This is a genomic window from Candidatus Brocadia sp., assembly GCA_021646415.1.
Classification (GTDB): domain Bacteria; phylum Planctomycetota; class Brocadiia; order Brocadiales; family Brocadiaceae; genus Brocadia.
Map to the genome: position 1 here is coordinate 1 of SOEU01000027.1, position 26663 is coordinate 26663.

Genomic DNA, 26663 nt, shown 5'->3' on the forward strand with positions numbered 1-26663 from the left:
CAATCGTCCCTACGGGACTGTATTTCTCTTTGATAAAAATACAGGCAATAAATTGCCTGCCTATTGCCTCACGTCCCTATAGGGACTTAAAAAGCACAACTCATCTTTCAAAAAACTAAACTGTTTCAACGCAACTTATATATAACTCCTCCTTTCATTGCATTATTAAAAGGAGGAGTTATATGATAATGTTATAACATTATGGCGTACCATCAAACAAAACGATCATCGCAAGCATGCAATTATGAATAATTAAAACCTCGCCATGGGCATCTTTCGTGTCCCTTTAAACAAAAAAAGCCTTACTGCAGAGACATTCATTAAAAACATCTTCGGCAGTAAGGCTGTCTTTTTTCTATTTCTTAGACTACTTCTCGGGCTTTAAAGACCCTTTGCTTTGCGTCCCCTGATCACTCAGGGTTTGCCTTTATCGCAATGTTTTTCATATAGCAGTTATAAAAACATAATTAGTTTTTTATGTCAAACAAAAATAGAAACGATTGGTTTTGCCGGGGTAATGGTATACGATGAAGAAGATGTGCCTTTGGTGTTGCAAAAGAATTCTTGAAACAAAAAAGACTACTAAAAGATTTGATTCCCTTAGTAGCCTTTCAGCACCATTTTTCTTGAAAATCCTATATCTTTTCGATCCTTGCCCCGCAGACCTTGTATTCGGGCGTCTGAGTGATGTTGTCGTATGCGTCCATGGTCAGTTTGTTCACGGCAGCCTCCGCAAAATGCATGGGCATCCAGATGACACCCTTTTTCACCTTGTCAGAAACCTCGGCGCGGGCGGTTATCTCACCGCGGCGTGATGCAACTCTTACCAATTCACCATCAAAGATACCAAGTTCCCGGGCATCCGTTTGATGTACTTCAACGAAACAGTCATTTGTCTTATGAATAATTCCAGCCGACCTCCGGGTCATAGTGCCTGCACCGTAATGATAAAGGGTACGCCCCGTGGTAAGTAATAATGGATACTCCTTATCCGGACTCTCGGCAGGGGCACGGTAAGGTAACACAAAAAACTTACCAAGACCCCGTGGAAATTTACCCTCATGCAGGAATTTGGTACCGGGATGTTTCACATCAGGACAGGGCCATTGAATACCGTTGTGCTCGATCCTTGCATAATTAATGCCTGCAAGCATGGGTACAAGGCTGGCAATTTCGTCCCAGACCTCTTTGGGAGATGGATAATCCATTGTATAACCCATGCGGGTAGATAACTCACAGATGATCTGCCAATCTGGTTTTGTATTCCCGATAGGGTTAATAGCCTTGCGTACACGCTGCACCCGGCGTTCTGTATTCGTAAAGGTACCGTCCTTCTCTGCAAAGCTGGCCGCCGGCAGGATAACATCAGCATACTTGGCCGTCTCTGACATAAAAATGTCCTGTACGACCAGAAGCTCTAAGTTTTTTAGTCCATGTATGGTATAGTCCTGATTGGGTTCACTCATAATAGGGTCTTCCCCAATGACATACAACGCCTTAAATTCCCCTTTATGCATACGTTCAAACATGGTTGGCGATGTATTGCCCGGTGTTTTGTTCAAGGTAACACCCCAGGCCTTTTCAAATCTTTCTACGACTTTTTGATCCGAGAACAATTGGTATCCCGGTAATTTATCAGGGGTACACATGTCTGTCGCACCCTGGACATTGTTCTGCCCACGGATGGGGTTAACCCCGGTACTGGGTTTCCCGATGTGTCCGGTTAACAAGGCAAGATTTGCAATACTTCTCACATTGTCCGTTCCACAAACATGCTCGGTAATACCCAGTGTATAGTATATTGCAGACTTCTCCGACTGAGCATACAATCTTGCTGCCTTTCTTATGTCTTCCGCAGGAATACCTGTAAATTCTGAAGCTTTTTCGGGTGTAATATCCTTTACATACTCCTTTAATTCTTCAAAACCTTCAGTTCTCGTCTGTATGAATTCCTTGTTTTCAAGACCTTCCGCAAGAATAACATGGGCCATTGCATTTAATAACCAGTTGTCTGTACCGGGTTTCAAAGGAAGATATAACTTTGCATGCTGGGCAAACCAGATCTGGCGAGGGTCTGCGACAATAAATGTGCATCCCTTGCGGAGCGCCTTTTTCATCTCTAACCCTACAATCGGGTGTGCCTCTGTGGGATTGCCACCGATAAGGAAGATCAGTTTGCAATCCTTAATTTCACTAATGGAATTGGTCATTGAACCGCTACCGAATGACATCGCCAGACCGGCGACGGAGGGTGCGTGTCAAGTCCGGGCACACTGGTCTACGTTGTTCGTACCAATCACTGCCCGCGCGAATTTCATCGCCAGATAATTTTCCTCATTGGTGCATCGCGAAGAACTAAAGACCCCTATTGTGTCTGGTCCGTATCTGGCTTTTATGTCATTCAATTTACTGGCAATAAAATCAAGGGCCTCGCCCCAGCTTGCTTCTTCAAACGTTCCATTCTTTTTTATGAGTGGGTGCTTCAGCCGGTCAGGGTGATGGATAAAGTCATACCCAAATCGCCCTTTCACGCACAGATTCCCATCATTAGGAATGGAACCTGCCTTTGAAGTCACCTTGACTACCTGATTTCCTTTAACGTTTAAATACATCGTACAGCCTACACCGCAATAAGCACAGGTAGTTTTAACCTGTTTAAATTCCCACTCCCGCCCCATTCCAACAGCCTGCTTTTCCACCAAGGATCCCACGGGGCACGTCGACACACACTGGCCACACAACACACATGTCGTCTCGCGCCTCGGTTTACCAAAGGGTAAACCTGTTTCTGTATCAAATCCACGATTCTTAAAATCAATAGCGTAGTCCTGTTGTACTTCGGCACAGATGCGCACACAGCGGCCGCAAAGGATGCACTTGCTGGTATCCTGTTGAATGGCAGGATTTTCGTCTTCTAGAATACCACCGTCAGGTTCTTCAAAGAACTGGCTTTCTCTTACCTTATATTCATAAGCAAGGTCTTGTAACGCGCAGGTGCCGCATTTCTCACAGGTCATGCAATCCTTGGGATGATCAGAAAGGATTAATTCCAAGACCATCTTGCGTGTCTTCAATACTCTCTCTGAATCGGTACGGATTACCATACCATCGGTAGCCTCCGTATTGCAAGACGTGATCAGCGCACTCGATTTACCCCTCTCCACTTCTACCATACAAACGCGACACGCCGCAAAAGGTTCCAGGCGCGGGTCGTGGCAAAGTGTCGGGATACGAATCCCTATGGAATTGGCTGCCTGCAAGACTGTTTTGCCTTTATTTACCTCTATAGTCTTGCCGTCGATATTTAATTTGATTTTTGGAACCATCACCATACTATCATTCTCCTCGTTCTAACCAGGACACAAATTTCTTCAGATGTACACAGAATACAGTTTTTATTTTTTTATATCCTGATGATCTGTGTTTATCTGCGTCAAAATAAAAAATCCATACTATTTAATATACCATAATTCCTGCATAACCTACAACCTGATCGTAATTGCCTGTAATGTCACCGCTGGTTTCATAACGCACGAGTTCAGCCTCTTTTGCCCCACGGTCCTTAGAGCATACAAGCATGGTAATCGCAGGATAAATACCGCACATCGTAATACGCATTTCGCGTACTTTGCTGTATAAGTTATCCTCATGAAGTGCCAAAACTTCATTAATGGCGATCTTGTCTTTCCTGTTAACCGATGCCTGTGACTCGTGGTGCGTCATATCAGAAGAGGCTACCACAAGTGCATCGGGACTTAATTTCTGTAACACTAATGAGAGACTTTTCCCTATACTTTTAAGGTCTGCAATATTCCCGGAAGATAAAACTATCACAACAATTTTACTCTGGGGATTAAAGTATTGAATAAAGGGTATCTGCACCTCAGCAGCATGCTCATAGAGATGGGCCTCCTGGTCTTTCTCAACGAGCTTACATACATGAACCAGTTCGTTTACCACCTCTTCATCAACCATGACGTCCCCTAAGGGTGTCCGCCACGACCCACCTGGCCAGATAGAATATGGCACACCGTAACCCGTATGATTGGGCGCTAATATGACCACGGTACCGGGTATTATAATCCTTGAATAAAGACTTCCTGCAACACGTCCTGAATACATATATCCGGCATGCGGTGAGATGATGCCCAATACGGCCTGTTGTTTACAATCCTTGATTACAAAATCTTCGATATCACTCTTTAACTGGATTGCATCTCCGCTATAAAAACTGCCCGCCACTGCCGGTTGTCTTACCACAGTATTTTCCCTTTGGAATTTGCTTGTTATTTGGCACTTGAACTTTAGCACCCTTCTTGAATAACAGCCTAATTTAACATAACATTATAAAACAGTCAAACTTCTTTTGAATTGATCATTTATAATTACTCAATGAAGATCACAGGGAATTCCCTATTGATTTATAACTATCAATCGTTCTCGCATTTACTAAGTGCAAATTCCATTTTTTATTTGAAAGACGCATCCATTATCGTTTAAAATTCCGTAAATAGTTTTTAAAATAATTTACAGAACTGAAATTTACTGTACTTAAGGAGTTCGATTTTGGCTAAGGCATTAGCATTATTATCAGGTGGTCTAGATAGCACCCTTGCTATTCGTGTTATCCAGCAACAAGGGATTGAGGTGATTGCGCTTAATTTTGTGACCGTGTTTTGTCGCTGTACCTCCCATGGTAGCTGCAAACTTGAGGCCGTAAAGGTTTCTGAAAAATTTGGGATACCAATCAAGGTCATCAATACCACAGAACGATTTCTGGAACTGGTCAAAAAACCGAAGTTTGGCTATGGAAAGAATATGAACCCCTGCATCGATTGCCGGATTAATATCTTTCGTATTGCAGGAGAGTATATGCGGGAAATCGGCGCCGATTTTATTATCACCGGTGAGGTGTTAGGGCAAAGACCCATGTCCCAGCGAAAAGAAGCCATGAAGATTATCGATCAAGAGGCAAATCTTACCGGACTTGTCTTGAGACCCTTATGCGCCAAGCACATGGAACCTACCATCCCCGAGAAGTTAGGCATTGTAGATAGGGAACAACTTCTTCAGATTCGAGGCCGTTCCCGGAAAGATCAGATACAGCTTGCCGATGTATTTCAAATCAAAGATTACCCGTGTTCTGCCGGAGGCTGCCTGCTCACCGACCCTGAATTTGCACACCGTATGCGGGACCTGGTCAATACCTGCGATGCCAATGTAAATGATGTCAACCTGCTCAAGGTAGGAAGGCATTTCAGACTCAACGCTCAAACAAAGGCCATTGTTGGCAGGAATGAAGAGGATAATAATAAAATCGAATCCTTTGTAAGGGAGGGGGATTTTCTGTTAAGCCTGATCGATATGCCGGGACCTCTTACCCTTTTGCGCGGCGAAATCACCGAAGAAATGATTCACATTGGGGCACGCCTCACGGCAAGGTACGGGAAATCGCACATGTTGCCTTCTTCTAAAGTTTTAGTAAAACAGGTGAACAATGATACTCTTCAAAGAACCCTGGAGGTTGTTCCGATGAGTCAGGAAGAGGCAGACAAACTCATACTCAAAAAACAGCCCGTTAGCAGCGCCACGCGGGAAACATCCCCGGTAACAGAACTTGACATCGGATAAAATTTTTGCTGATCATTTTATTGAATAAACATGTCTGAAACAGATATAAATATAAATACGAACAAAGACATTGATACCAAAACCCCACCTGATGGAGTGGATTCCGAAAGCAACGTTCTTCCTCCAGTTCGGAATAAAAAATACAGGAGCTTTTTTCAGGCAAAATCAGTCTTCAATGACCTGTTCAATCGTTTTAAAAAAATAAAAATGGGCGCAGCTCCGAAAAGGGTTTTCATTAAAACAGATAAACAACTTTCTGTCATTCTGATCATTGCCTTCGGTGTTTCAGTTGTTGCCCTCATTTGCTACTGGTTCTTCATAGAAAGACCTTACTATAACAATCTCCTTGCCGAAAAAGATGAATTAATCAAGACACTAAAATTTACCCGCGATAAACAGAAGAAAATTTACGAAAATGCCGTAGATGCTTATGAAAAAAGATTAACAGAGGAATATATTCCTAAATCAATCTATGACGATAAGATAAACGACTACGAACAAAAACTGGCAACTTACAAGAATGATTATATCTCCATGGAGGAGCATCAAAATCAAGTTGCGGAAATAGAACATCGCATTAAAGAAGAATCTTCAGCCAAAGAACACCAGTCAAAAGAAGAACACGAACAAAAAATCATTGCACTGGAACAAAAAATCTCTATCCTGGAAGACAAGAATACCGACCTGAAAACGACTCTTAAAGAATCCACAGAATTCATTAGGGGAGAGAAAGAGTCCCTGGAAGATATGCTTCTCCTGGAAAGAAAAAAGGCGTCAATTCCCTCTTTGGTTCTCTCTGAAACCAAAAACAAGGGCGTGAGTAACGCCGCATTTAAAAAGTTAGTCACCATAAAAGACAAGTTAAAAAGTATTGAAGAAATGAATATTGCCTTAAGACCGGATACGTATTTTGAGATGGGTCTCATTTCCTATTACAACAAACAACACGATGAAGCAATTGAACAATGGGAAAATGCGGTATCCTTGAATAAAAACAATCTTAAAGCGTATATCTGTCTTGCGACCGCATATAACGAAGAAAATATGTCAGACAATGCGGTAAAAATCTTGAAACGTGCCCTGGAGATCGACCCAAAACATGCAACCCTCCATCTCGTACTCGCCCGTATTTATGAGCAAAAAGGCACCCTGGATGATGCTATTTATGAATACTCTAAGGCACTGGAAATCAATCCTGAAACGATAGATATCTATAATATTCTTGGGACGCTTTATGAAAAGATGGGTATGAAGGAAGAGGCCAGAAAATCATTTGCCCAGTATGAGAAATTAAAGGGGACAAAAAAATAACCATGAAAACAAACTGTGTGTTTTTGACTCCTTCATCATACCGTATAGTATTAACATGAAAATACCCTCACTTTAATCCTCCCCCACAATGGGGAATAAACGTTTCCTCCTCAATGGGATCAAAGGGAAGGTGTCTCATTTTCTTCTGAAAGTTGTTTCCCCGTATACAGCTGTTTCATTTGAAAGTAACAAAATCTTTTTTGGTAGCACTACACAGTGGACAGTTGTCCGGAGCATCTCCTTCCAGTGTATATCCACAGATTTTACAGACCTGGATCGGTCCTAAATCTGCATCGCTATTTTTATCGACGGATTCCTTTGCCTTTTCAAAGAGCTTTTTATGCATCTTTTCCGTACCGTAAGCCCAGGTAAAAGTCCTCAACGCCCCCTTTTCCTCTTGAAATTTGGCCACTTCCATATATACAGGATACATTTCGGTAATCTCGAAATTCTCTCCCATGATAGCCAGCTTCAAATTCTTTTTCGTATCACCGGGTCCAAAGGCCGCCATACTGTTTGCCACAAACCCTCCTTCCAGGTGACTGAGTTCGTGGTAATGATCGCCAGCATGGACATATTCTGCATGAGAAATGGCTCGGAATAATCGAGCCACGTTTGGAAAATTTTCCTTATCTGCCTGATCGGCAAAATGCAGATAGCGCATATGGGCCTGACTTTCACCACCAAATGCATTAATCAGATGCTGTTCAGTCATCATTTTCATAAAACACCTCCTTGTTAATATACAAAAAATATGATTACTTGCTGTTGGATTCCTCAGGTGACCCTTCCAATCGTTTACTGGGCATTATCGTATCAGGTTGTGTGAACGTGGAATTCCCCTTTTCCACCATTAAGGGCAGATCTCTTGAAGTGACTTCCTCACCGCCATCGGGAAGCTTTTTCTTCACATCATCAGTATCACCAGACTCCTGGTTTGTGGCCAAATCACCCTTTAACGTTTCTTTTTCAACTGCATGTCCCCAGCCTTCAAACTCGAGGTATTTTTCCCGCAGCGCGTCAATTTCTTTCGCCATCCGTTCCTTCGCCTGGGCCAATGCAGAGCGAATGTGCAATAACTCTTGATTTGCAGCGGACAACTCTCGGATCTTATCTTCGAGTTCTTTTACTTTATACGTTTGAATTTCCGTTTCAGTTTTCTGATGCTCATACCTGGAGGCCATGTAGGTTGCGAAAAAGAGGCACATAAAACAGAACAGGACGGTTCCTATTTTCAGGAACCTTGATATCTTGATGCTACTGGCTATCATAATAATCAATTATCCTTCTATAGTATTTTATTTTTTAAAATCTTCTTTCTTTGTTTGAAATGAGAATTTATTCCGAATCCCGATATTTGAATTTCGAAATGCATTCGGCAATGCTGTGCAAATAGCATATAGCATTTTGAAGTCAATTGCAAACTGTTTTGAAATTTTATGACTGATTATTATAAACTATTTGTAATGATGATAAATTTGTTGGCATTTATCTTGACTGAACTAAATAAATTTGTTATGAGATACGGATATTATTTTGGTTTTTTAACTTATTAAAAAGGGTAAAGTTCTATGACTGAGTTAATTAATAAGCTCGAAATAAAAAAGCTTAATCAAATTGTGCAAAAGATGCATCAAATAGCACAGAAGATAGATATATTCTGTTCCGCGATTTTATTGCAGGCATGGAGAAGGATGTATTATGTGTTCAATAAACGGGAAATTTATTCCTCATTAAAAAAACGACAGGGAAATTGCCTCAGATGTGGACGGTGCTGCCATGCATCTTTTAAATGCCAGCACCTTGAATATGATGAAAACGGGCTCTCCCTGTGTAAGGTATACGATCGGAAACCACTCATGTGTTCCCTCTATCCGTATAATGAAAATGATTATTTTTTCCATCTTAAAACTACCTGTGGTTACAAATATGATGATGAAGAATAACATTTCTCAATCATGAAGAAAACACCACTGTATGATAACCACCTCAAATTCAATGCAAAGATGGTGTCCTTTCATGACTATTTCATGCCCCTCCAATATGACACCATCATCAACGAACACCACTGCGTCAGAAAAAACGCCGGCCTCTTCGATATATCACACATGGGGAGATTCGAGGTTTTAGGAAACAAGGCGTTTCCATTTATTCAGCACATTATCACAAATGACGCGGGGAAACTTACAGAGAAACAAGTTCAATACACCCCCATCTGCAACGAACAGGGCGGGATTCTTGACGACATCCTTGTCTACAAATGGCATAAAGAACATTTCATGCTGGTGGTAAATTGTGGTAATAAAGAAAAAGACCTCTTATGGCTGCAAAGACAGGCTGTCGCCTTTCAACCATTAGAAATAAGGGATTTGACTGATCGTATATCTCTCATTGCATTGCAAGGGCCCCAGTCAGAAAGTATCCTTGAAAACACATTCAAAACGAAATTTGATTCCCTGAAGATGTTTTACTTTGATGATTTTTTATGGGATGATATACCCCTAATAATCTCAAGAACAGGATATACCGGCGAGGATGGTTTCGAGATATTTATAGATGCAAAGTATATTGAAAAACTGTGGAATCTACTCCTTGATAAAAACAGGCAGAATGGTTTGAGACCTGCCGGTCTTGGAGCAAGAGACACCCTGCGATTGGAGGCGTGTCTTTTGTTGTATGGAAATGATATGGACGAGACCATAACCCCTTTAGAAACCACCATCGATTGGACCGTGAAATTTGACAAGGGTGACTTTATTGGGAAAGAAGCAATGCTCAGGCAGAAGGCAAAAGAGATAGACAGGAAATTGGCCGGATTTGAGATGATTGACAGAGGGATTCCCCGCCATGGCTATCCCGTACTGAAGGGGAACGAAACGATTGGCAAGGTTACCAGTGGATCATTTAGCCCTACCACCAATAAAAACATCGGCCTGTGCCTTATAAAATCTCAATACAGCCATATAGGGGAGGAGTTACAAATTCAGATCAGGAATAATCCTTATCATGCATGTGTCGTAAAAACCCCATTTTATAAAAGAAAAGTTACATAGCGCAACGAAGCCGCACCCAAATCCCCCTTAAAAAAGGGGGACGAAGGGGGTTGTTAAAAAACTTGAAATTGTTTCGAATTTCGATATTTGGATTTTGTAACTATTTAGCCAAGTGAAATAATCACAAAAAGATTCTAAAACAAGTTCAGAATGACAAATAAAAGCGCCGTGTCATGCTGAATTTATTTCAGCATCAGGTCTTATACAGGGCAAAGCTTCACTTGGCTAAATAGTTACCGATATTCGGATTTTGGATTTTTAATGAACAATACAAGTTGTTAAAAATTTATAAAAATTTTTTTCCAGGATACTGTATATGACGACTATACCAGAAGAACTCCTTTACACAAAGACGCATGAATGGGTGAAAAAAATAAACCAAAAAGAAGTGATCATGGGCATCACCGACCATGCGCAGCAGCAACTAAAGGATATCGTCTTTGTCGAATTGCCTTCGATAGGCAAGGTAGTAACGGCAGGCGCCGCCTGTGCAGTGGTGGAATCCGTAAAGGCCGCCTACGATATTTATGCCCCGTTATCGGGAAAAGTTACTAAAACCAACCAAAAGATTCAGGAAAAACCGGAACTGGTGAATAAAGATCCTTACGGTGAGGGGTGGTTTTTACACATCGAAATATCCAACCCAAACGAATTCAACAATCTCTTAAGCCCCGTCCAGTATCGAGCTATTAGTGAATCTGAACATTAAATGTGTAGGGGCGTATTGCAATACGCCTTACGGTCAAATATCCTGATTGTATAAATTGCCAAAGCCCTGGCTTGATGCAAGGGATTTCGATGTTTTAGATGTTTTCGGTGAGTCCCCTCACCGAAACAAAATAGCAGAAGGACGTACAGGGGTTTTTAATTATCATCAGGTGGCTATGTTAACTTTGCCCGCTTTGTTTATCGATAACATTATTCGTTTCTAGCATTACCACGCACGCTTTACAATACGGGCTTCGTAATCTATTTAACGTTGCCACTGGGATAAGCACACTTACCTCTACTATAAAATGTGTCATGGCACACTTGTGTGACGTTACACTTATGTGCCATGTCACACTTTTTATGCCTTGCCTGAATATACTCATTACTATATATTTCTATTGTAGTGTGATCATGAGTGATTAAAATCTAAAGCTTAATGATTTATTTCTATAAATTCTTTTATCTGATCTTTATTCTGGCGTTTTATTTGCGCAATATTCAAAATACATTACGATAAAGGCAAACCCTGAGCGATTGGGGGACGCAAAAGTAAAGGGTCTTTAGGCGTACAGGGAAGTACGTCGATAAAGTAAATTCATAAGACAATAAGGAAGTAGTCTCCAAAAGATAGCCTTACTGCCGAAGATGTTTAGATAAATATCTTTGCAGTAAGGCTTTTTTGTTTTTAAATGCCATTTAATTTTTAAGGAGGAAGCAAAATGAAGTTAAAGTGGTGGATAATAAGTCTTTTGGGGGTTATGTTCTTAGTCGGACAAGCGGGATGGGCAAAGGCATGGGGACTAAGTATTGAAGAGAGGATGGCATGTCAGCGGGCCATTGAAGAGGTTTACTGGAGCCATACCCTATGGCCAAAGGAAAATCCATCTCCAAAACCTCAGCTTAAAGAGGTCATGTCAGAAGAGGAATTGAGAAAGAAGGTAGAGAAGACCGTAAAGATGTCCAGGGCCCTGGAAGTAATCTGGAAGCGTCCCGTCAGGGGGTACCAACTCCAGGCAGAGCTTCAGCGTATGGCTGAAACTACGAGGAATCCTGATATGCTGCGAGAACTCTGGCAGGCGCTGGGTAATGACCCTCATCTGATAGCGGAATGCCTGGCCAGACCCTTACTTGTAGAGAGGCAGATCCAGGAATGGTATGACTTTGATGAACGTTTTCATGGGAAATTAAAGAAACGGGTGATGAGGGAACTGAAACTGCATGATAAGGTAGGGGATATGAAGGGGATGGATGGAGAGTACCGGGAAGTGGAATTGAGGAAAGGGAAGTCTCATGAGGGTAAAACGGCAGAAAAGAAAGATGTGCTGGAACTTTCTGAAAAGGAATGGGCAGAGGAGATAGGTCGTCTTGCCGGTGCATTTGGGGCAAAGGGACGGGATGCGATGAAATTGCCGCTGAGGCGAGTTGCCGGCGACCGCTCCGCTCAAACGGTCGATGTGAAGGGACCGGATGTGATGAAATTGCCGATGAGGCGGTTAAGTAAGTTACAGGAGGATGAGGAGGGATTTTATGTAGTAGGAGTATTGAAGAATGGGGCAGATCGGGTGAGAATAGCAGTAGTGGAGTGGCAGAAGGTAGGGTTTGATACGTGGTGGTCAGAGGCAGAGGAACAGTTTACCGCAGAAATAGAAGGAGAAAACTATGCCTATAACTTGCCTGAAATTACCACGACAGCCCTTGTCCCCCTTGCGCCGAGCAACACCTGGTCAGCAACGGATGCAGGTGCGCCTGCCCCTACTGCCCGATATTGGCATACAGCGGTATGGACCGGTACGGAGATGATTGTATGGGGTGGTGGCGATAGGGGAGGACGCTACAATCCGGCGACAAATACATGGTTTGCTACAACCACAACGGGCGCCCCTACTGCCCGATCTTTCCATACAGCGGTATGGACAGGTATGGAGATGATTGTATGGGGTGGTGGCGATGGCCTCAATACGGGAGGACGCTACAACCCGGCGACAAATACGTGGTCTGCCACAAACACAACGGGTGCCCCTACTGCCCGACGTTCCCACACAGCGGTATGGACCGGTACGGAGATGATTGTATGGGGTGGATGGAATTGGGATAGTGGTGATGACTTCAATACGGGAGGACGCTACAACCCATCGACAAATACGTGGTCTGCCACAAACACAACGGGCGTCCCTACTGCCCGATCTTTCCATACAGCGGTATGGACCGGTACGGAGATGATTGTATGGGGTGGATTTGGTAGTAGTACCGGTGACCTCAATACGGGAGGGCGCTACGATCCATCGACAAATACATGGTCTGCCACAAACACAACGGGCGTCCCTACTGCCCGATCTTTCCATACAGCGGTATGGACAGGTACGGAGATGATTGTATGGGGTGGAATTGATACTAATAGTTATAGTTGCGTCAATACGGGAGGACGCTACGATCCATCGACAAATACGTGGTATACTACCACTACAACGGGCGCCCCTACTGTACGAGATGAGCATACAGCGGTATGGACAGGTACCGTAATGATTGTATGGGGTGGTGAAGATTACGGTTATTATTCCCTCAATACGGGAGGACGCTACGATCCATCGACAAATACGTGGTCTGCCACAAACACAACGGGCGTCCCTACTGCCCGACATTCCCATACAGCGGTATGGACAGATACGGAGATGATTGTATGGGGTGGATGGGATTCGTATAGTGGTGATGACTTCAATACGGGAGGACGCTACGATCCTGATATAGACTCGTGGGTAGCTACAAGCATGGGTAAACGGAGCGCCCCCACTGCCCGAGATTCTCATACAGCGGTATGGATAGGTACGGAGATGATTGTATGGGGTGGATACAGTTCTAGCTACCCTTATAACCTCAATACGGGGGGACGCTACGATCCAGCGTTAAATGCCTGGAGGTTTACAAACACTACAAACGCACCCAGTGCCAGATATGACCATACAGCGGTATGGACAGGTACCCGGATGATTATATGGGGAGGTGAAGACGTTTACGGTCCTTCAATAACCGGGGCTCATTATAACCCATTAACCAATAATTGGGTAGCTGTTACCAACAAGACTGGTGCCCCCACTGCACGATATGGCCATACAGCAGTATGGACAGGTACGCGGATGATTGTATGGGGTGGAGTCGGTAGTACTGGTTACCTCAATACGGGAGGGCGTTACGATCCAGCGGTAAACTCGTGGCTTCCTACGAACACAACGGGCGCCCCTACTGGCCGATATGAACATACAGCGGTATGGACAGGTACTCGGATGATTGTATGGGGTGGATCCGGCAGTAGTACTGGTTATCTCAAGACGGGAGGGCGTTACGATCCAGCGGCAAACTCGTGGCTTCCTACAAACCCAACGGGCGCCCCTACTGCACGATATAAACATACAGCGGTGTGGACAGGTACCGTAATGATTGTATGGGGTGGACACGGCGGTACTGGTTACCTCAATACGGGAGGACGCTACAACCCGGCGGCAAACACGTGGTCTGCTACCAACCAAACAGGCGCCCCCACTGCCCGATATGGCCATACAGCGGTATGGACAGGTAGCGTAATGATTGTATGGGGTGGAAGAGGTAGTACTGGTTATCTCAATACGGGAGGACGCTATAACCCAGCAAATACGTGGTCTGCTACCACCACAGCAAGTGCCCCTGCTGCCCGATATGAGCATACAGCGGTATGGACAGGTACGGAGATGATTGTATGGGGTGGATACGGGAGCACTGGTTACCTCTATACGGGAGGACGCTATTTCCCTTAATTGCTCGCTTAAGGTTGCATGCTAATATCGTCCTCGATTGAGCCAAAAACGCTTTAGCAAAGATACACTGTAAAGACAGGTTTGAAATCTGTCTCTACACTGGAGAGTTCAACGATATGGTGCAATCTGCAAGATTGCACCATATCGTTACTTGATTTAACAGTATGATTTCTTATTGAAATACACCTTAATAATGTAATGGTAAATTTGGAAGGTACTTTTTGGCTCTATTTCAGATATTTTTCCTTGTTTTTGAAATGTTCCTTATAAGTTTTGGCAAAATGGATTCGGCCGCTTTTATCATGGAGATAATAAAGGTAAGGCGATTTTTGGGGATGCAGGGCGGCATCTATGGCATTTGGTCCCGGGTTGGCTATTGGCCCCGGCGGCAGGCCTTTATGCAAATATGTGTTATAAGGGGAATTAATTTTTAAATCAGCAAGAAAAATTTTTTCTCTCCGTGTAAGATAAGGAAAAACGGCATCAACTTGCAGTGGCATGCCTATTTTTAGCCTTTTCCACAAGATGCCGGATATTATTTTCCTTTCTTTTCCTTGCGACGATTCTTTTTCTATCAATGAGGCCATCGTCACAATTTCATGATCGACTTTGCCGATTTTGGCATTAAAATTATCTCTCATCGCCTCGATAATTTCATCTGTTTCAGCAGTAGATGGAATAAGATAAGTATCCGGGAAAAGATATCCCTCATGATTTTTTGCTTTATCAAGAAACTCTGCCTTGTTAAAATTTTCAAAACCGCTAAAAATTTCGGCGATGTCTCTGTTATCCGATCCTTCCGGCACCCTAATCTTAACTAACTTAACGCCAAATTCCCCTCTTACCATTCGGCTGATAATCCCGAAGACCGATACAGGCTCGTTAAAAATATAATCCCCGTATTTTATCTCCCTGGTTTTATTTAAAAACTTTACAAAGAAAGCGAACGCCCACCTGCTTTTTATCACGCCCCTGTCGCTTAGTTTGGACGAAATTTCCTGCAGGTTCATTCGGTTAAAGATTTCTTATCTTTTTCCTCACAGCCCATTATAACAACAGTATATCAGGCTACCAAAAGATAAAACAAACAGATCCATCCGGCCAATTTTAGGCGGGCAGACACTGGAAGCTCGCTTTTCCCGGCTTCAATTCTTGACAGGCAGTATCATGTGGGTTCGCCGTCCATGCACAACTCCAACTGATGCAGCAGTTGACCACGAGTTGAGTATTGAGCTTCTTGGCGTAGGGCAAGGAATCGCCACCATCCATGGGTTGGCAATCAAATTCTGCCTTAAAGGAAATTACCAAAATCTGCAAACCCCGAGGCGGAATAGTGGTTTTGGTCTATAAAAAATACGCGGTGATGGCGATGATAAGATAGAAGGATAACAGGGAAAAGCCCTCCCACCAGTTGCTCTTGTTGTCATGGACGACGAGCCAGGTGCCGCCGATGGACATAGCGAGGGTAATCAACTCGATCTTGTTAAAAATCAGGTTAAAATTTTGACCGAAGAGGCCTGCGATAAGGACACAGACGGGTGAAACGAAGAGGGCAATCTGCACGCTGCTTTCTGCTGCAATGGCCAGGCTCAGGTTGATCTTGTTCTTTAGAGCGGTACCAACAGCAACTGAATGTTCCGCAACGTTACCGACAAGCGGCAGGATGATCAAACCAACAAAGGCAGGCGGGATATGGGTAGATTCCACAAGAGGTTCTATCTGATGTACCAATATCTCAGACATATAGACAAGTCCACCCGTCGCTAAAATCAGGATAACCAGACTCTTTGTCATACTCCATGGAGGTGCCGTAGCCTCGATGGCCTCATGAATGACTTGTGACGCCTCTTTGTTTTCACGATTTACCATGGTATAAAATACCCCTACAAAGTAGACCATGAGCAGAACCACGGCAATGCCAATGCTATACTTGTGGAGGGCTAATATCGAGTCCTCTCTTGCAAAGATAGAAGGTACCACAAAACACATGGCAGCCATGGAGAGGTGGATAGTCGTTGTCCCGGTAATGATGGGACTCAGCCTCAATTCACCGAATTTTACGCCACCAATGAAGAGACTTAACCCCAGAATGAGCAGGATATTACCGATAATTGAGCCAATCAAAGAATATTTCACAATATCGATTAAACCGCTTTTAATGGCAAGGATTGCAATGACCAACTCTGCTGCATTACCAAAGGTGGCGTTGATAATGCCAGAAAGATGTTCACCGGTCTTTTCGGAAATTACCTCCGTTGCCTCTCCCAGGAAGTGGGCTAGTGGCACCAGGACGGCTGCAGCCAAGATAAAGGTAATGACTGCAGGAAATTGATAATTATGGGCAATAATGGTGACAGGTATAAGCAGCAGAAGATAATGCCAGAAGCTGAATTTGGGGAACAATGATATGATCCTTGCGTTTTTAAACTCTTTAAAAAAAATCAATGTTAAACGGTAATTTGATAGTATAGTACTACTGTATCAAAATTACCCCTTCTTCAAAAAGGGCACAAAGCGGCAAAGCCGATTCATTATAAATGAAAAATTTTCAGAACGTCTTTTGCCAATCTTTCAAAAAATATCCCCCCAAAACAGTATTTTTTTCTACTTTTTCTGAATACCTGTACTACGCAATTTCCTAACCGGAGAACGCTGGCTTTTTTAATGGTTTATCCTTTAGTTTATGTGTAGGTTCGACGCTCTGAAGAAGATTTACCGGATACCAACAGCATCGAAGGCAGCCCGGACGGCACTGAGCTCTTTTCCACTGCCATACAGATCTATGGTAGCCTGTTCTATTGCGTCCCGGGCATCGACAAATTGAGAATTGGAGGAAAGGTAAAACATGGCATTATAATATATCTGTTTTGCCTTCTCGGCGCCAACATTCGCGTTTGTAGTAATCAGATAAGCCGCTTTATTGGGAATACCAGAGTTTATATGTACCCCCCCATAATCAGTCCAGGGTCTGCTTGCTGCAAGGTACTGTTCGGAGGTATGTTCTGGTTGCCCCCAACTATTCCTGGGGTCTTCAGGGTTATAGTCGTTTTCCGGGTAGCTATCGGTTCTGAAGGAGGGATCATCCATTCTTCTAAGTGTGTAGTATGCCTCTTTACCAGGGGTCCTGGCAATCTTCATAACATCTTCTCCAATCCAATAAGGACGGTCGTCTCCGTAATCGTAGGACGCAAACATTGCCATAACATCCGACCATGATTCATTCAGCGCCCCGGACTCCTGACTGTAAACGAGGTTGTTGATAGAATCAGTAACACCATGGGTGATTTCGTGGGCAACTACATCCACTGACCCTGACAATGGGAAAAATATGTCTCCGCCATCACCGTACAGCATCTGAGATCCATTCCAGTAGGCATTATCTAAGCCCTTTCCATCATTGGGATTATCATCGTAATGAATGGTCGATATAAGGCCATGCGAGGTATCAAATGGACTTCCAACATACCAGGAAAAGTCGCTGAAGTTGTTTTTATAGAAATCAAAGACATAGTTTCCGTAAAAATGGGCATCCACACCTGCCGGATCATCCCAGGAGTTATTTGAATCCTTCATTATGTTCCCCGGGAGGGAGTCGGTGCCGTTGGCTGTATAAGTCTTTATCGTTATGTTGGTCTTTTTGACGAGAGGAGCGTTTCCAAGGTAGAAGGTGCCTCCTTTCTCATAGGTGTCAAAACTCTTTAAATTACCATCCAGACCAATACCTGATCCGGTAGCAGAACCCTCGTACATGACCCTGTTTTCAATAAGAACGATTGTACCGTCATGCGCATTAACATATACCCGATATCTTGACGGCTCTGGCCCGGGATTAAACTGAAAATCTATCCTATAGCTAAGGTAGCATGCTCCTTCCCAGCGAAAGATGACCAAGCTGACATTGTCGATCTGGTTTTGTGAATTTATCTCGCGTCTGGCGATAGCCGTTGCTTCTTCATGGGAAATCGTGGGCGTGGTTTTAACAGTGATATTTGGCTCAAAGTAGTTTGCAACCGTAGTTATCATCCCATTTTCTATTCGTACCGTAATCTTGCCGCCTATAACATCCAGTCCGTCTTTTTTCTGCCTGAAGTTAACAAAGCGCCCCATTGATGCGGCATTGGTATTGTCCAGTTCTAATTCTTTATCCGGGTTTTCTATACCAAATAATGCCTTGTTCCGCTTAATGAAATCTAACGACAAGTCTGTCTTAGATTTGTCAGACGGCGCGGTAAGCTGCCCCGAAATAAATTTAGCAACGCCTCTTCTCTCATCCCATTTCACAATTACCTCTTTTGAAGATGTCTTTTCTATTTCTGAAATTGCAGCCTTCTGATCTTCATTTGCTGTGGTAGGAATATCTCCGGCCATTACAATGAAATGGCTGAAAATTGCAAAAAAAACAACACTACATATCGCTAAATTTTTCATATTTAGATCTCCATAGTGTGAATGAATTTTGTCATTGAAATTTACAGGAATTAAGCTTGTTGATGAATCGCTAAAAGGGTGGGTAGTGCTATGAGCTAATTAACACAGATTGCATAGTATGTATGTAAAAGATAAGAAATAATTTTTACATTTTGATGTGTAATTTTTATTTTTCATCTTTGATTTTTGATTCCTAAGGTGCGAGGTGCATTTATGTTTTTCCAGTTCCTGAACCTACCAGAAATTTTGAAAACGATGAGCCGATCCCTTAACCAATTCTTAATCACAAGAATTCCCTTAATTCAAAGGAAAAACAAAAGAGAACAACCCCTATTTTCGTAAAGTTGGTCGGGGCGACTGGATTCGAACCAGCGACCTCGACGTCCCGAACGTCGCGCTCTAGCCAAACTGAGCCACGCCCCGTATTTTTTTACAATAGTTTACCACACTTTACCACAAAGACACAACGGGCACAAAGAAAAATCTAAAGTAAATAAAATTCTTCATCTGTGTACAAAGAGAGAATTTGCGTCCTCATTTATTTCACTTCAATCATCACCTTCTCGATTCCAATGTTTCCCTCACTATCAAATGCATTGACAACAAGGGTATAATCGCCGGTCGTAAGAGACCTCGTGACTATTTGGAAGGATTCCTCAAGACTATCGAAGACCCCATCCACAGGATAAGCAGAGATCCACTCCTGTCCATCGAGGGTATATTGAACCTTTACGATGTTGCTGTGTTCGTCTTTTGCAGTGCCAGAAATGACATACCTTCCATCTGTACCTGCCGCAGCGGCTAAAGACCTGATGCTTGGCCTTGAATTATCAATCGCTATGGGTTGTATTGTGTCTTCGGCACTGAAAGCAGTCTCAGGGGGATTGTCGGGTTCATCACTTGCCGTCAGTCTTACCTGATATTTCCCATCAGGCAACCGCAAGGTATCCCAGGGATAAGAACCCTTTTTTTGCGTATTCTTATCGATAATCTTCCACGCCTTTTCCTCTATACCTTTATAACAAATGGTCACCTGAAGGGTATCATTGTTCGGGTCTTCTACCTCCCAGTGGATATTTTTTTGTGCCATTTGATGGTGCGGTCTTTGGCTAACAGCCGCCTGGGGTTTGGATTCTACCTTACTGTCCGGTTTTCCTTCCGGGGGCTTTTGTGCCGGCGATACTTCTTTTTCTACGACGAAATTAACTATCCGGGGGGGACGGTTTTTCGGAAGGTATGACAGCGATACGGTATTTAATACCGGGGTCGAATCGTGATTCGCTGTTTGTAAGGTGGCTTTATATTGTATAAAACGTGCGGGGGGACTTGTTATTCTTTCCCCTGCCGATGTGTAAGGAATTGACCAACCACTCCACGTAATGTCAGGTTTTTCACAGTTTCCTGAACGGGTAGCCAGGATGACTTTCGTGCCCTCCGGCTGTGTGTCTATCCAATATATACAACCCCAATTCGACAATACCGTGGTATCAAGTACGTTAGATATAAAAAGGCCTTCTTCTATAAAAGATGGTGAGATCTTATAGACATTTCCAAGATTGCCCGTGCCAAAATAGAGTTCGTTATTGTTTGTACTGAGACAACAAAGCACCTGTACCTCTTCTACTTTTACCAGGCTGCTTGAAATTTCATCCCCGGATACTTTATACACACCCGACGTATTTCCCGTGACTACATACAGGTTATCTTGCGCATCTAAAGAAATATCCAGGATAAATGCCTGACTGGTCTCCAATATTTTTTGGACGAGTCCCTCCCGGGTGATCTTATAAATATAGTTTGGCACAGTTGGAAGGCCTGTACCTCTTGGTGGTGCCTCAATCCCTTTTGGTACCGCCTTTTGCTGTTGAAGGTACGTAGCTTGTGCCATAGGTAATTCTTCCGGGAGATCCAAATCCCAGGACTTTCCTTCCTTGAAGATAGATGTAACGACCCCCATTTGTAAAGGAGGCTGTGGAGGGGGAGCCACAGGCACTTGTACCGGCGCGCCAGAAGCCGTTCCGGCATAAATATTACCCATGGAATCCATCGCGAGACAATGAATTTCACCTTCACTTGCATCGTAAATTACTTGTGCTTGACCTGACGGAGAAATCTTATATATTAGCCCATCCGGCTCTGTGCCAATATATATATTATCATACCGGTCGAGAAGTATATCTAAGAGATTTGTCTCCGGGGAATCAAAAAACACGTCCGGAATACCATCCGGGGATATCTTAAACAGGATGCCATCATTCCCCGTCGCTGCAAAGAGGTTGGAATTATTGTCTACGGCCAGGTCCCAAATATAGGGAACAGGCAGGCTGCAGAATATAGCAGTCTCACCTTTGTTGTTTATTTTGTAAATAATACCCCTTGGCGCAGTTCCCGCATAAAGATTGCCGTATTTATCAGCGGCAAGGCTCTGGATATATAATTCAGGTGATTTGAAGAGTTCCACGGCTTCTAAACCATTCTTAATAAGATAAACAGTTCCTGGATCACCCGTACCAACGAATACCCGATTTTGCATGTCAGATGCCATCGACCAGACAAATGCGCCTTTGATTCCCGTTATCGCTTCTACATTTGGAGAAAGCCGTATTTCACCCTTATTATTAATAGATACATTTTGGGCAGTACCTTTACTGAAGTCAGATTCTGTCGATTGCGTCCATGTGTTCGTTGCCGTACCATAGGTAAAAGAGGAGAGGATGACAATGAAAAACACCACAGCGCAGCATAATTGCAACCAAAATCCCCCCCTTTGCAAGGGTGGGGAAAAAACTTGCCAAAAAAAGAAGTTTTTATCATGTAATTCCATAAATACTTTTAGCAATGCAAAGCCTTTCTTGTTCATTTCTTTCATTTAACAGATACCGGGATAGTTTGATTTCCATTAAGCACATATGTTGTTGGAATGCGGGTTATCACTTCATCAAAGAGAGGCCCAATCCCGCTTTGATTGGAAAAACTCATAATGGAAAGCATTGAAGATGGAAGCGATGGGAATCCTTCTCCTTTATAGGTAATTCCCTTTTTAGCTAAAAGGACACGTACCATGAGATTGTTGTTTCGCTCTAAATTTTCGATATACCGCAGGAGCTGTTCAAAATTCGTAGGCAAATACTTTCCCGCAGACCGCCCCAGATTCAATGCATGGCCAAACGTGGCATCACATGCCGTAACATTTAACATACTTCCCGGAAGGGTATCTTCTGGTATGTGCACCATTACCGTTTGATAAAAACTTTCTCCGGTAAATGGTTTAAGACACACGTCTACCTGGAGTGTGTCCCCTGGTTTCACTTGCTTTTTATTCACCTTAATGGACTCGATATATGCTGTTTGCCGGATATCCAATACCTTAATTCTCAGATCGATCTTGTTTACCCGTACCGCCTGGAATTGGTTATTGATAATCATGGTAAAGGGCTGGACTATGTGGTTAAGAGAAAACCACGATTGGTCGAGTTCGTAAAAGACGTTTTCGACTACAACGGGTTTTTCGTATCCTTCAATTTGAGCCGAGAGTTTGATGTTTACCGATTTTTCTCCTACCTTCCTTTCCGTTGACAACACAGCACTTTGGGCTGCCATCAGGATAAGGCTCGGTGTTAAAATTTTATTATTTACGATTTCAAAATTGTATTGAAGTTTTTGCGAACCTTCCACTTCGATATGACAGGGTATCATACGGGGCGGCTCTCCGAGAATACCGGCGATCCCTGCCCTTCTGTCCTGGCGTATGCTGCCGACTATTTCTACCGGAGAAGCCATTTTTACAGAATTAGACAGGCTGCTGAGGACGGTATAAACATAGGCGGATGCCATGGGAAGGTCTGCATTCCCCGTTTGTAAAAATGGGTGCCCAAAGGCAAGGACATCGTCACCTTCTACATAAGTTACCGTACCAACGACTGCGGCACTAAGGTCGCCTCTGATCAGGATAGCCGCCACCGATGCCCCCGGAACAAGCCTTTTCTTCCCTAAGATATTTTGGGGGGAAACATGGCTACCCCCCTGTACAGGATACAATCCATAAACATTAAAGAGGGGTTGCATTCTCTGCAAGACTTCGCTGTCAACGCCCGATACTACCAGGGGAGTAAGGATGGGGGTAAGTGATATTTTACCCGAATCATGGTTCACTCCTTCCTGTGGTATTAAGGAAGTGATCAGCGGTCTTATTGCCGGATCGTCCTGTGATGAGGATGGGAGTTCCCAGTCTGCAGCAGTCAGTGAAATGCCTTTTTCAGGTACCGGTATGTTGAGCAAGGTACTTTTCATTTCATTGATCGGGGTAATACCCGCAATGGCCTCTTTTGAAAAACTCCATCCATAGGCAACGGCACCAATAAGCCGATTGTTGATATAAACAGGACTGCCGCTCATGCCTGCAATAATGCCGGATTTTTCCAAAGGGCCGCCCGACATCCTGACCAGGATCATGTTGCTCTTTGCTTCCCAGTTTTTCAAGATACCCAGCACTTCGACATTAAATATTTCTATCCGGTCACCCGTAAAAACGGTTTTGCCATATCCTTTCATGCCGGGAACAATCTCGTCAACGTTCATGATATTTTCCGTAGCAAAAAGTGACGACTTGCCCTGCAAAACGAAGGCAGAGAAAATGCATAAAAACATGAATAAATAAGACAATTTATGTATCTTTAATTCCATGCTGCAAACTCTACCAAATTTGACAATTTATTGTCAAGGTATAAAAGAAGTTGAAATATTTATATTTAAAAACTAAACTGTTTCGGGTAATATATGTGTCTGGAATTTTAATTCCACGCAAGACAGGTAAGGCACAAGCTCTGATTTACACTTGAAAATAGAAGCGTAGTTAATGTGTTTATCGTAACAGGTAGTTCCTGCGATCGTAGTAATGGACACAATAGTACTTAATCTCAGAGATCAAAATCTTTATTCAAAACACATAGAAGCAGCTGCCCGGGCATTACGGGCGGGTGAACTGGTTGCCTTCCCTACAGAAACTGTATATGGACTTGGGGCTTATAGAGACAACACAAAAGCCGTCGAACGTATCTATAAGGTAAAGAAAAGAGTCGAAGAAAAGAGACTTACCTTAATGATTGCTGATCCCGACGACGTGAAAAAGTATGTTGACCATTTTTCAAACACTGCAAAGAGATTGATGGAATTTTTCTGGCCGGGGGCGTTAGCCATTATTTTCCCTTTAAAGGACGGTTCAGACATTTGTATACGGTTTCCCGATAACACGGTGGCAAGGGATTTGATCCGGGCTGCAAAGATACCTATCGTTACTACAAGTGCAAACATTTCCGGATATCCTCCCTCCACAGACGCGCAACAGGTGCTGATGGACTTTCGAGGCAAGATCTCCATAATACTTGACGGCGGTTCGACACGGTTTCGCTCCCCTTCTACCATACTCGGGTTGAAAGATGATACCTTCGAGATCTTCCGCCAGGGTATAATTTCAGAGGCTATGATACGAAATCGCCTTGAAAAGGGTTTGGTAAAAGTGTAATATTTATACGAGCGAATCAGGCCTTCGGCAACTTCTTTAACAGTAGTGGCAAGGCGCACCTTGACCACTACAACGTTGGTTTGAAATTCTTTAACATTGGATTAGATTGGTTCTTGGCTGTCCAATCCAAGGAAACGCAGGTTTTACTCCTGTACGAAATACTCGGTATTGTTGTAGTTATACATGTGGTTTTTTATCTTTCATAAAATTTTTATAAGCGATAGTAAAAGAGTATAGAATGAAAATTGCATTAGCGTCAGATCACAGAGGTTTTGATTTTAAAAAGCGTGTAGCAGCTATGCTTACACAGATGGGGCACACGGTAAAGGATTTCGGTACGGATAAAAATAATGAATCAGTGGACTATCCAGATTACGGATTACAGGCGGCCCGGGCTGTGGGATCAGGGGAATGCGCACGGGCGATTCTGATCTGCGGTACCGGGATTGGGATGTCTGTAGTGGCAAATAAAGTACGGGGCGTGCGGGCTGCATGCTGCCATAATCTTTATACGGTTGAGATGAGCCGAAGGCACAATGATTCCAATGTATTGTGTATCGGCGCTGATGTCATAGATGAAGAGCTTTTAGAGCAAAAGGCCAAGCTGTGGTTGGAAACCCCTTTTGAGGGTGGGAGACACGCCCGTCGCTTAGAAAAGATCATGGAAGTTGAAAATGGGGGAGGAATCTAGTTCAGGGTAATTGCACCGGTTCCTAAATCACCCTGAAGACTTGCAAAGGTATGTCTCAGATTGTGGAACGTGAAATTGGAAATGCCTAACTGTTTGAACAACTTGCCGAAATATTTGCTGTATTCCAATAAAACATCATGATTTATCTCCCGATCTTCAAAGTGATATTCACTGTCACGTCCTGCCTGGTTTTTTGCCACTATAATACAAAGAAAACTTAATGTCTCCTCCCCCTATCCCCCTCCAGAGGGGGACACAGATACACGGCATTATCAGATCTTTCCCCTTACTGCCCGAACGTAGTGCCTGATATTGTTGTCTGTATATGCATAGTTGCAAAAGCCGGAGTCGAACCAAACGACCCAGGCCATGCCATCCTTCCTGTAATCAAATGTCCTACTCTTTTAAAAATTGGGCAATCTGGGTGGATTCTGCATGAAAGATTGGATCGAAATGGTTTTGACAAATAATCGGTAATTGGGGTGATACGCGTACGATACTCTACGTTAAATATGCGAATGTCTGCCGCTTTGGAACCGTGGGATTGATTATGGCGGGCAATGCGGCAATGCCCTGCCCTACCTGGTTCAGATTTTAAACTAGTTTCAGCCATGAAAGAAGCCAACTGTTTTTGGTTCAATCGTGGACGATTAAACCGGCAAGAACCATATTTGCAATACGCCCTATTTTAGACCGCAAGGCATCGTTATTCTTGAGATTTTTTCAAAAAACTACATTGTCACAAATTCTTTTATAGCCCTGAAAACCACGTCCTTTTCCTTATCATACATCATTAAGTGATGACTCCTCTCAAGCCAAACCAATCTTTTGTTATCCGACCCAAGATGATTCATCACGTGTCTTGCACTTGCAGGTGCAGCAATAAGGTCTTTTTTGGAATGGATAACCATCGCAGATGACTTTACATCCTTGAGTCCTAGATCGACAGCCTGAATGATCTCGGTAAGTCCATATAATGCCGGGATTGAAAAATGGGTATCGACCGGTTGGTGCAAGTAGCCAGTGTATCCTTCCGTCTCCATATAACACTTTCTTTTCCAGGTTTTTACCCTTTTCATGAAATTTTTGCATATCCTGATTATACTCTGTATGGGAAAATATTTCCGGATTATAAACAGTGGGGTGCCCATGAGGACGATCCTTCCTATTGGGTATTTTAGGGCCAATTGCAAGGTCAATAGTGCACCTAAAGAAAATCCGATAACGATAACCTCTTTGTATTTCCTTTTTAACTGATGATACTCAAACTCTACCTTTGCGATCCAATCGTGATGCGAATTTAATGAGAGTCCGCCCGTATTCCCACAATGTCCTGGCAAAAGAATGCCCCTGGCAGTAAAGCCCCAATTACATAAATTTTCTGCAAGCTCCCGCATCTGGATCGGTCCACAACCAAAGCCATGGATGAGCAGGCACGCCGTATTACCATGACCAAGAGTAAATTCCTTGCTATAAAAAGATAAATCACTCAGTATAGAATTTTGTTGCATAATTTTAATAAAAGCCCCAGA

The 26663-nt window shown here is 43.3% G+C and carries 19 protein-coding genes, 1 tRNA gene and 2 riboswitches; of the genes, 8 read left to right on the forward strand and 12 right to left on the reverse strand.

What is annotated here, in order from left to right:
• Nucleotides 1–331: 331 nt before the first annotated feature.
• Nucleotides 332–436: riboswitch (cyclic di-GMP riboswitch) on the reverse strand.
• 199 nt (nt 437–635) lie between these two features.
• Nucleotides 636–3326, reverse strand: a complete 2691-nt coding sequence (locus tag E3K36_15535; protein ID MCF6156606.1) for a formate dehydrogenase subunit alpha — start codon at nt 3324–3326, stop codon at nt 636–638.
• A gap of 130 nt (nt 3327–3456) precedes the next feature.
• The gene (amrB, locus tag E3K36_15540) at nt 3457–4311 is read right to left on the reverse strand and encodes an AmmeMemoRadiSam system protein B (GenBank protein MCF6156607.1); all 855 of its coding nucleotides are present in this window, start codon (nt 4309–4311) and stop codon (nt 3457–3459) included.
• A gap of 255 nt (nt 4312–4566) precedes the next feature.
• On the opposite strand from amrB, the gene E3K36_15545 reads away from it, so the two are divergent.
• Together E3K36_15545 and E3K36_15550 are read left to right on the forward strand one after the other, a co-directional pair.
• Nucleotides 4567–5631 (forward strand): hypothetical protein, encoded by a 1065-nt coding sequence (locus tag E3K36_15545; GenBank protein MCF6156608.1) that lies wholly within the window; start codon nt 4567–4569, stop codon nt 5629–5631.
• 30 nt (nt 5632–5661) lie between these two features.
• Nucleotides 5662–6942, forward strand: coding sequence for a tetratricopeptide repeat protein (locus E3K36_15550; protein MCF6156609.1), 1281 nt, complete (start codon nt 5662–5664; stop codon nt 6940–6942).
• Nucleotides 6943–7117: 175 nt separating this feature from the next.
• On the opposite strand, the gene E3K36_15555 is transcribed toward E3K36_15550, so the two are convergent.
• The gene (locus E3K36_15555; GenBank protein ID MCF6156610.1) at nt 7118–7666 is read right to left on the reverse strand and encodes a rubrerythrin family protein; all 549 of its coding nucleotides are present in this window, start codon (nt 7664–7666) and stop codon (nt 7118–7120) included.
• Between the two features lie 34 nt (nt 7667–7700).
• Complete coding sequence (locus E3K36_15560) at nt 7701–8213, reverse strand: hypothetical protein (protein MCF6156611.1); 513 nt, start codon at nt 8211–8213, stop codon at nt 7701–7703.
• 300 nt (nt 8214–8513) lie between these two features.
• Between E3K36_15560 and E3K36_15565 the strand changes: the two genes are divergently transcribed.
• The 4 genes from E3K36_15565 (at nt 8514) to E3K36_15580 (ending at nt 14491) form a co-directional block, all read left to right on the forward strand.
• On the forward strand, nt 8514–8888 hold the full coding sequence (locus E3K36_15565; GenBank protein ID MCF6156612.1) for a hypothetical protein: 375 nt from the start codon (nt 8514–8516) through the stop codon (nt 8886–8888).
• 12 nt (nt 8889–8900) lie between these two features.
• Nucleotides 8901–9995, forward strand: a complete 1095-nt coding sequence (gene gcvT / locus E3K36_15570; protein ID MCF6156613.1) for a glycine cleavage system aminomethyltransferase GcvT — start codon at nt 8901–8903, stop codon at nt 9993–9995.
• 316 nt (nt 9996–10311) lie between these two features.
• Nucleotides 10312–10704 carry a glycine cleavage system protein GcvH gene (gene gcvH, locus E3K36_15575; protein ID MCF6156614.1) on the forward strand — a complete coding sequence of 131 codons (393 nt, stop codon included), beginning with the start codon at nt 10312–10314 and terminating at the stop codon, nt 10702–10704.
• A 510-nt stretch (nt 10705–11214) separates the two neighbouring features.
• Nucleotides 11215–11350: riboswitch (cyclic di-GMP riboswitch) on the forward strand.
• A 75-nt stretch (nt 11351–11425) separates the two neighbouring features.
• Nucleotides 11426–14491 carry a hypothetical protein gene (locus tag E3K36_15580; GenBank protein MCF6156615.1) on the forward strand — a complete coding sequence of 1022 codons (3066 nt, stop codon included), beginning with the start codon at nt 11426–11428 and terminating at the stop codon, nt 14489–14491.
• 227 nt (nt 14492–14718) lie between these two features.
• Here E3K36_15580 and mltG read toward each other — a convergent pair whose 3' ends face one another.
• From mltG to E3K36_15610, 6 genes are all read right to left on the reverse strand, one after another.
• The gene (gene mltG / locus E3K36_15585; GenBank protein MCF6156616.1) at nt 14719–15501 is read right to left on the reverse strand and encodes an endolytic transglycosylase MltG; all 783 of its coding nucleotides are present in this window, start codon (nt 15499–15501) and stop codon (nt 14719–14721) included.
• Nucleotides 15502–15835: 334 nt separating this feature from the next.
• The gene (cax, locus tag E3K36_15590) at nt 15836–16960 is read right to left on the reverse strand and encodes a calcium/proton exchanger (protein MCF6156617.1); all 1125 of its coding nucleotides are present in this window, start codon (nt 16958–16960) and stop codon (nt 15836–15838) included.
• 243 nt (nt 16961–17203) lie between these two features.
• Nucleotides 17204–18919 (reverse strand): peptidase M4 family protein, encoded by a 1716-nt coding sequence (locus E3K36_15595; GenBank protein MCF6156618.1) that lies wholly within the window; start codon nt 18917–18919, stop codon nt 17204–17206.
• A gap of 345 nt (nt 18920–19264) precedes the next feature.
• Nucleotides 19265–19342, reverse strand: a tRNA-Pro gene (locus E3K36_15600).
• 115 nt (nt 19343–19457) lie between these two features.
• Entirely contained in the window at nt 19458–21671 is a 2214-nt protein-coding gene (locus E3K36_15605) for a hypothetical protein (protein ID MCF6156619.1), read from the reverse strand.
• A 113-nt stretch (nt 21672–21784) separates the two neighbouring features.
• On the reverse strand, nt 21785–23602 hold the full coding sequence (locus E3K36_15610) for a hypothetical protein (protein ID MCF6156620.1): 1818 nt from the start codon (nt 23600–23602) through the stop codon (nt 21785–21787).
• 211 nt (nt 23603–23813) lie between these two features.
• On the opposite strand from E3K36_15610, the gene E3K36_15615 reads away from it, so the two are divergent.
• Both E3K36_15615 and rpiB read left to right on the forward strand, forming a co-directional pair.
• Nucleotides 23814–24440 carry a threonylcarbamoyl-AMP synthase gene (locus E3K36_15615; protein MCF6156621.1) on the forward strand — a complete coding sequence of 209 codons (627 nt, stop codon included), beginning with the start codon at nt 23814–23816 and terminating at the stop codon, nt 24438–24440.
• Between the two features lie 238 nt (nt 24441–24678).
• Nucleotides 24679–25131, forward strand: coding sequence for a ribose 5-phosphate isomerase B (rpiB, locus tag E3K36_15620; GenBank protein ID MCF6156622.1), 453 nt, complete (start codon nt 24679–24681; stop codon nt 25129–25131).
• On the opposite strand, the gene E3K36_15625 is transcribed toward rpiB, so the two are convergent.
• Entirely contained in the window at nt 25128–25337 is a 210-nt protein-coding gene (locus E3K36_15625; GenBank protein MCF6156623.1) for a hypothetical protein, read from the reverse strand. The two genes, rpiB and E3K36_15625, sit on opposite strands and share 4 nt — an antisense overlap.
• A 525-nt stretch (nt 25338–25862) precedes the next feature.
• A complete protein-coding gene (locus E3K36_15630; GenBank protein MCF6156624.1) occupies nt 25863–26642 on the reverse strand; it encodes an alpha/beta fold hydrolase in 780 nt (259 codons plus the stop codon).
• Nucleotides 26643–26663: the final 21 nt, after the last annotated feature.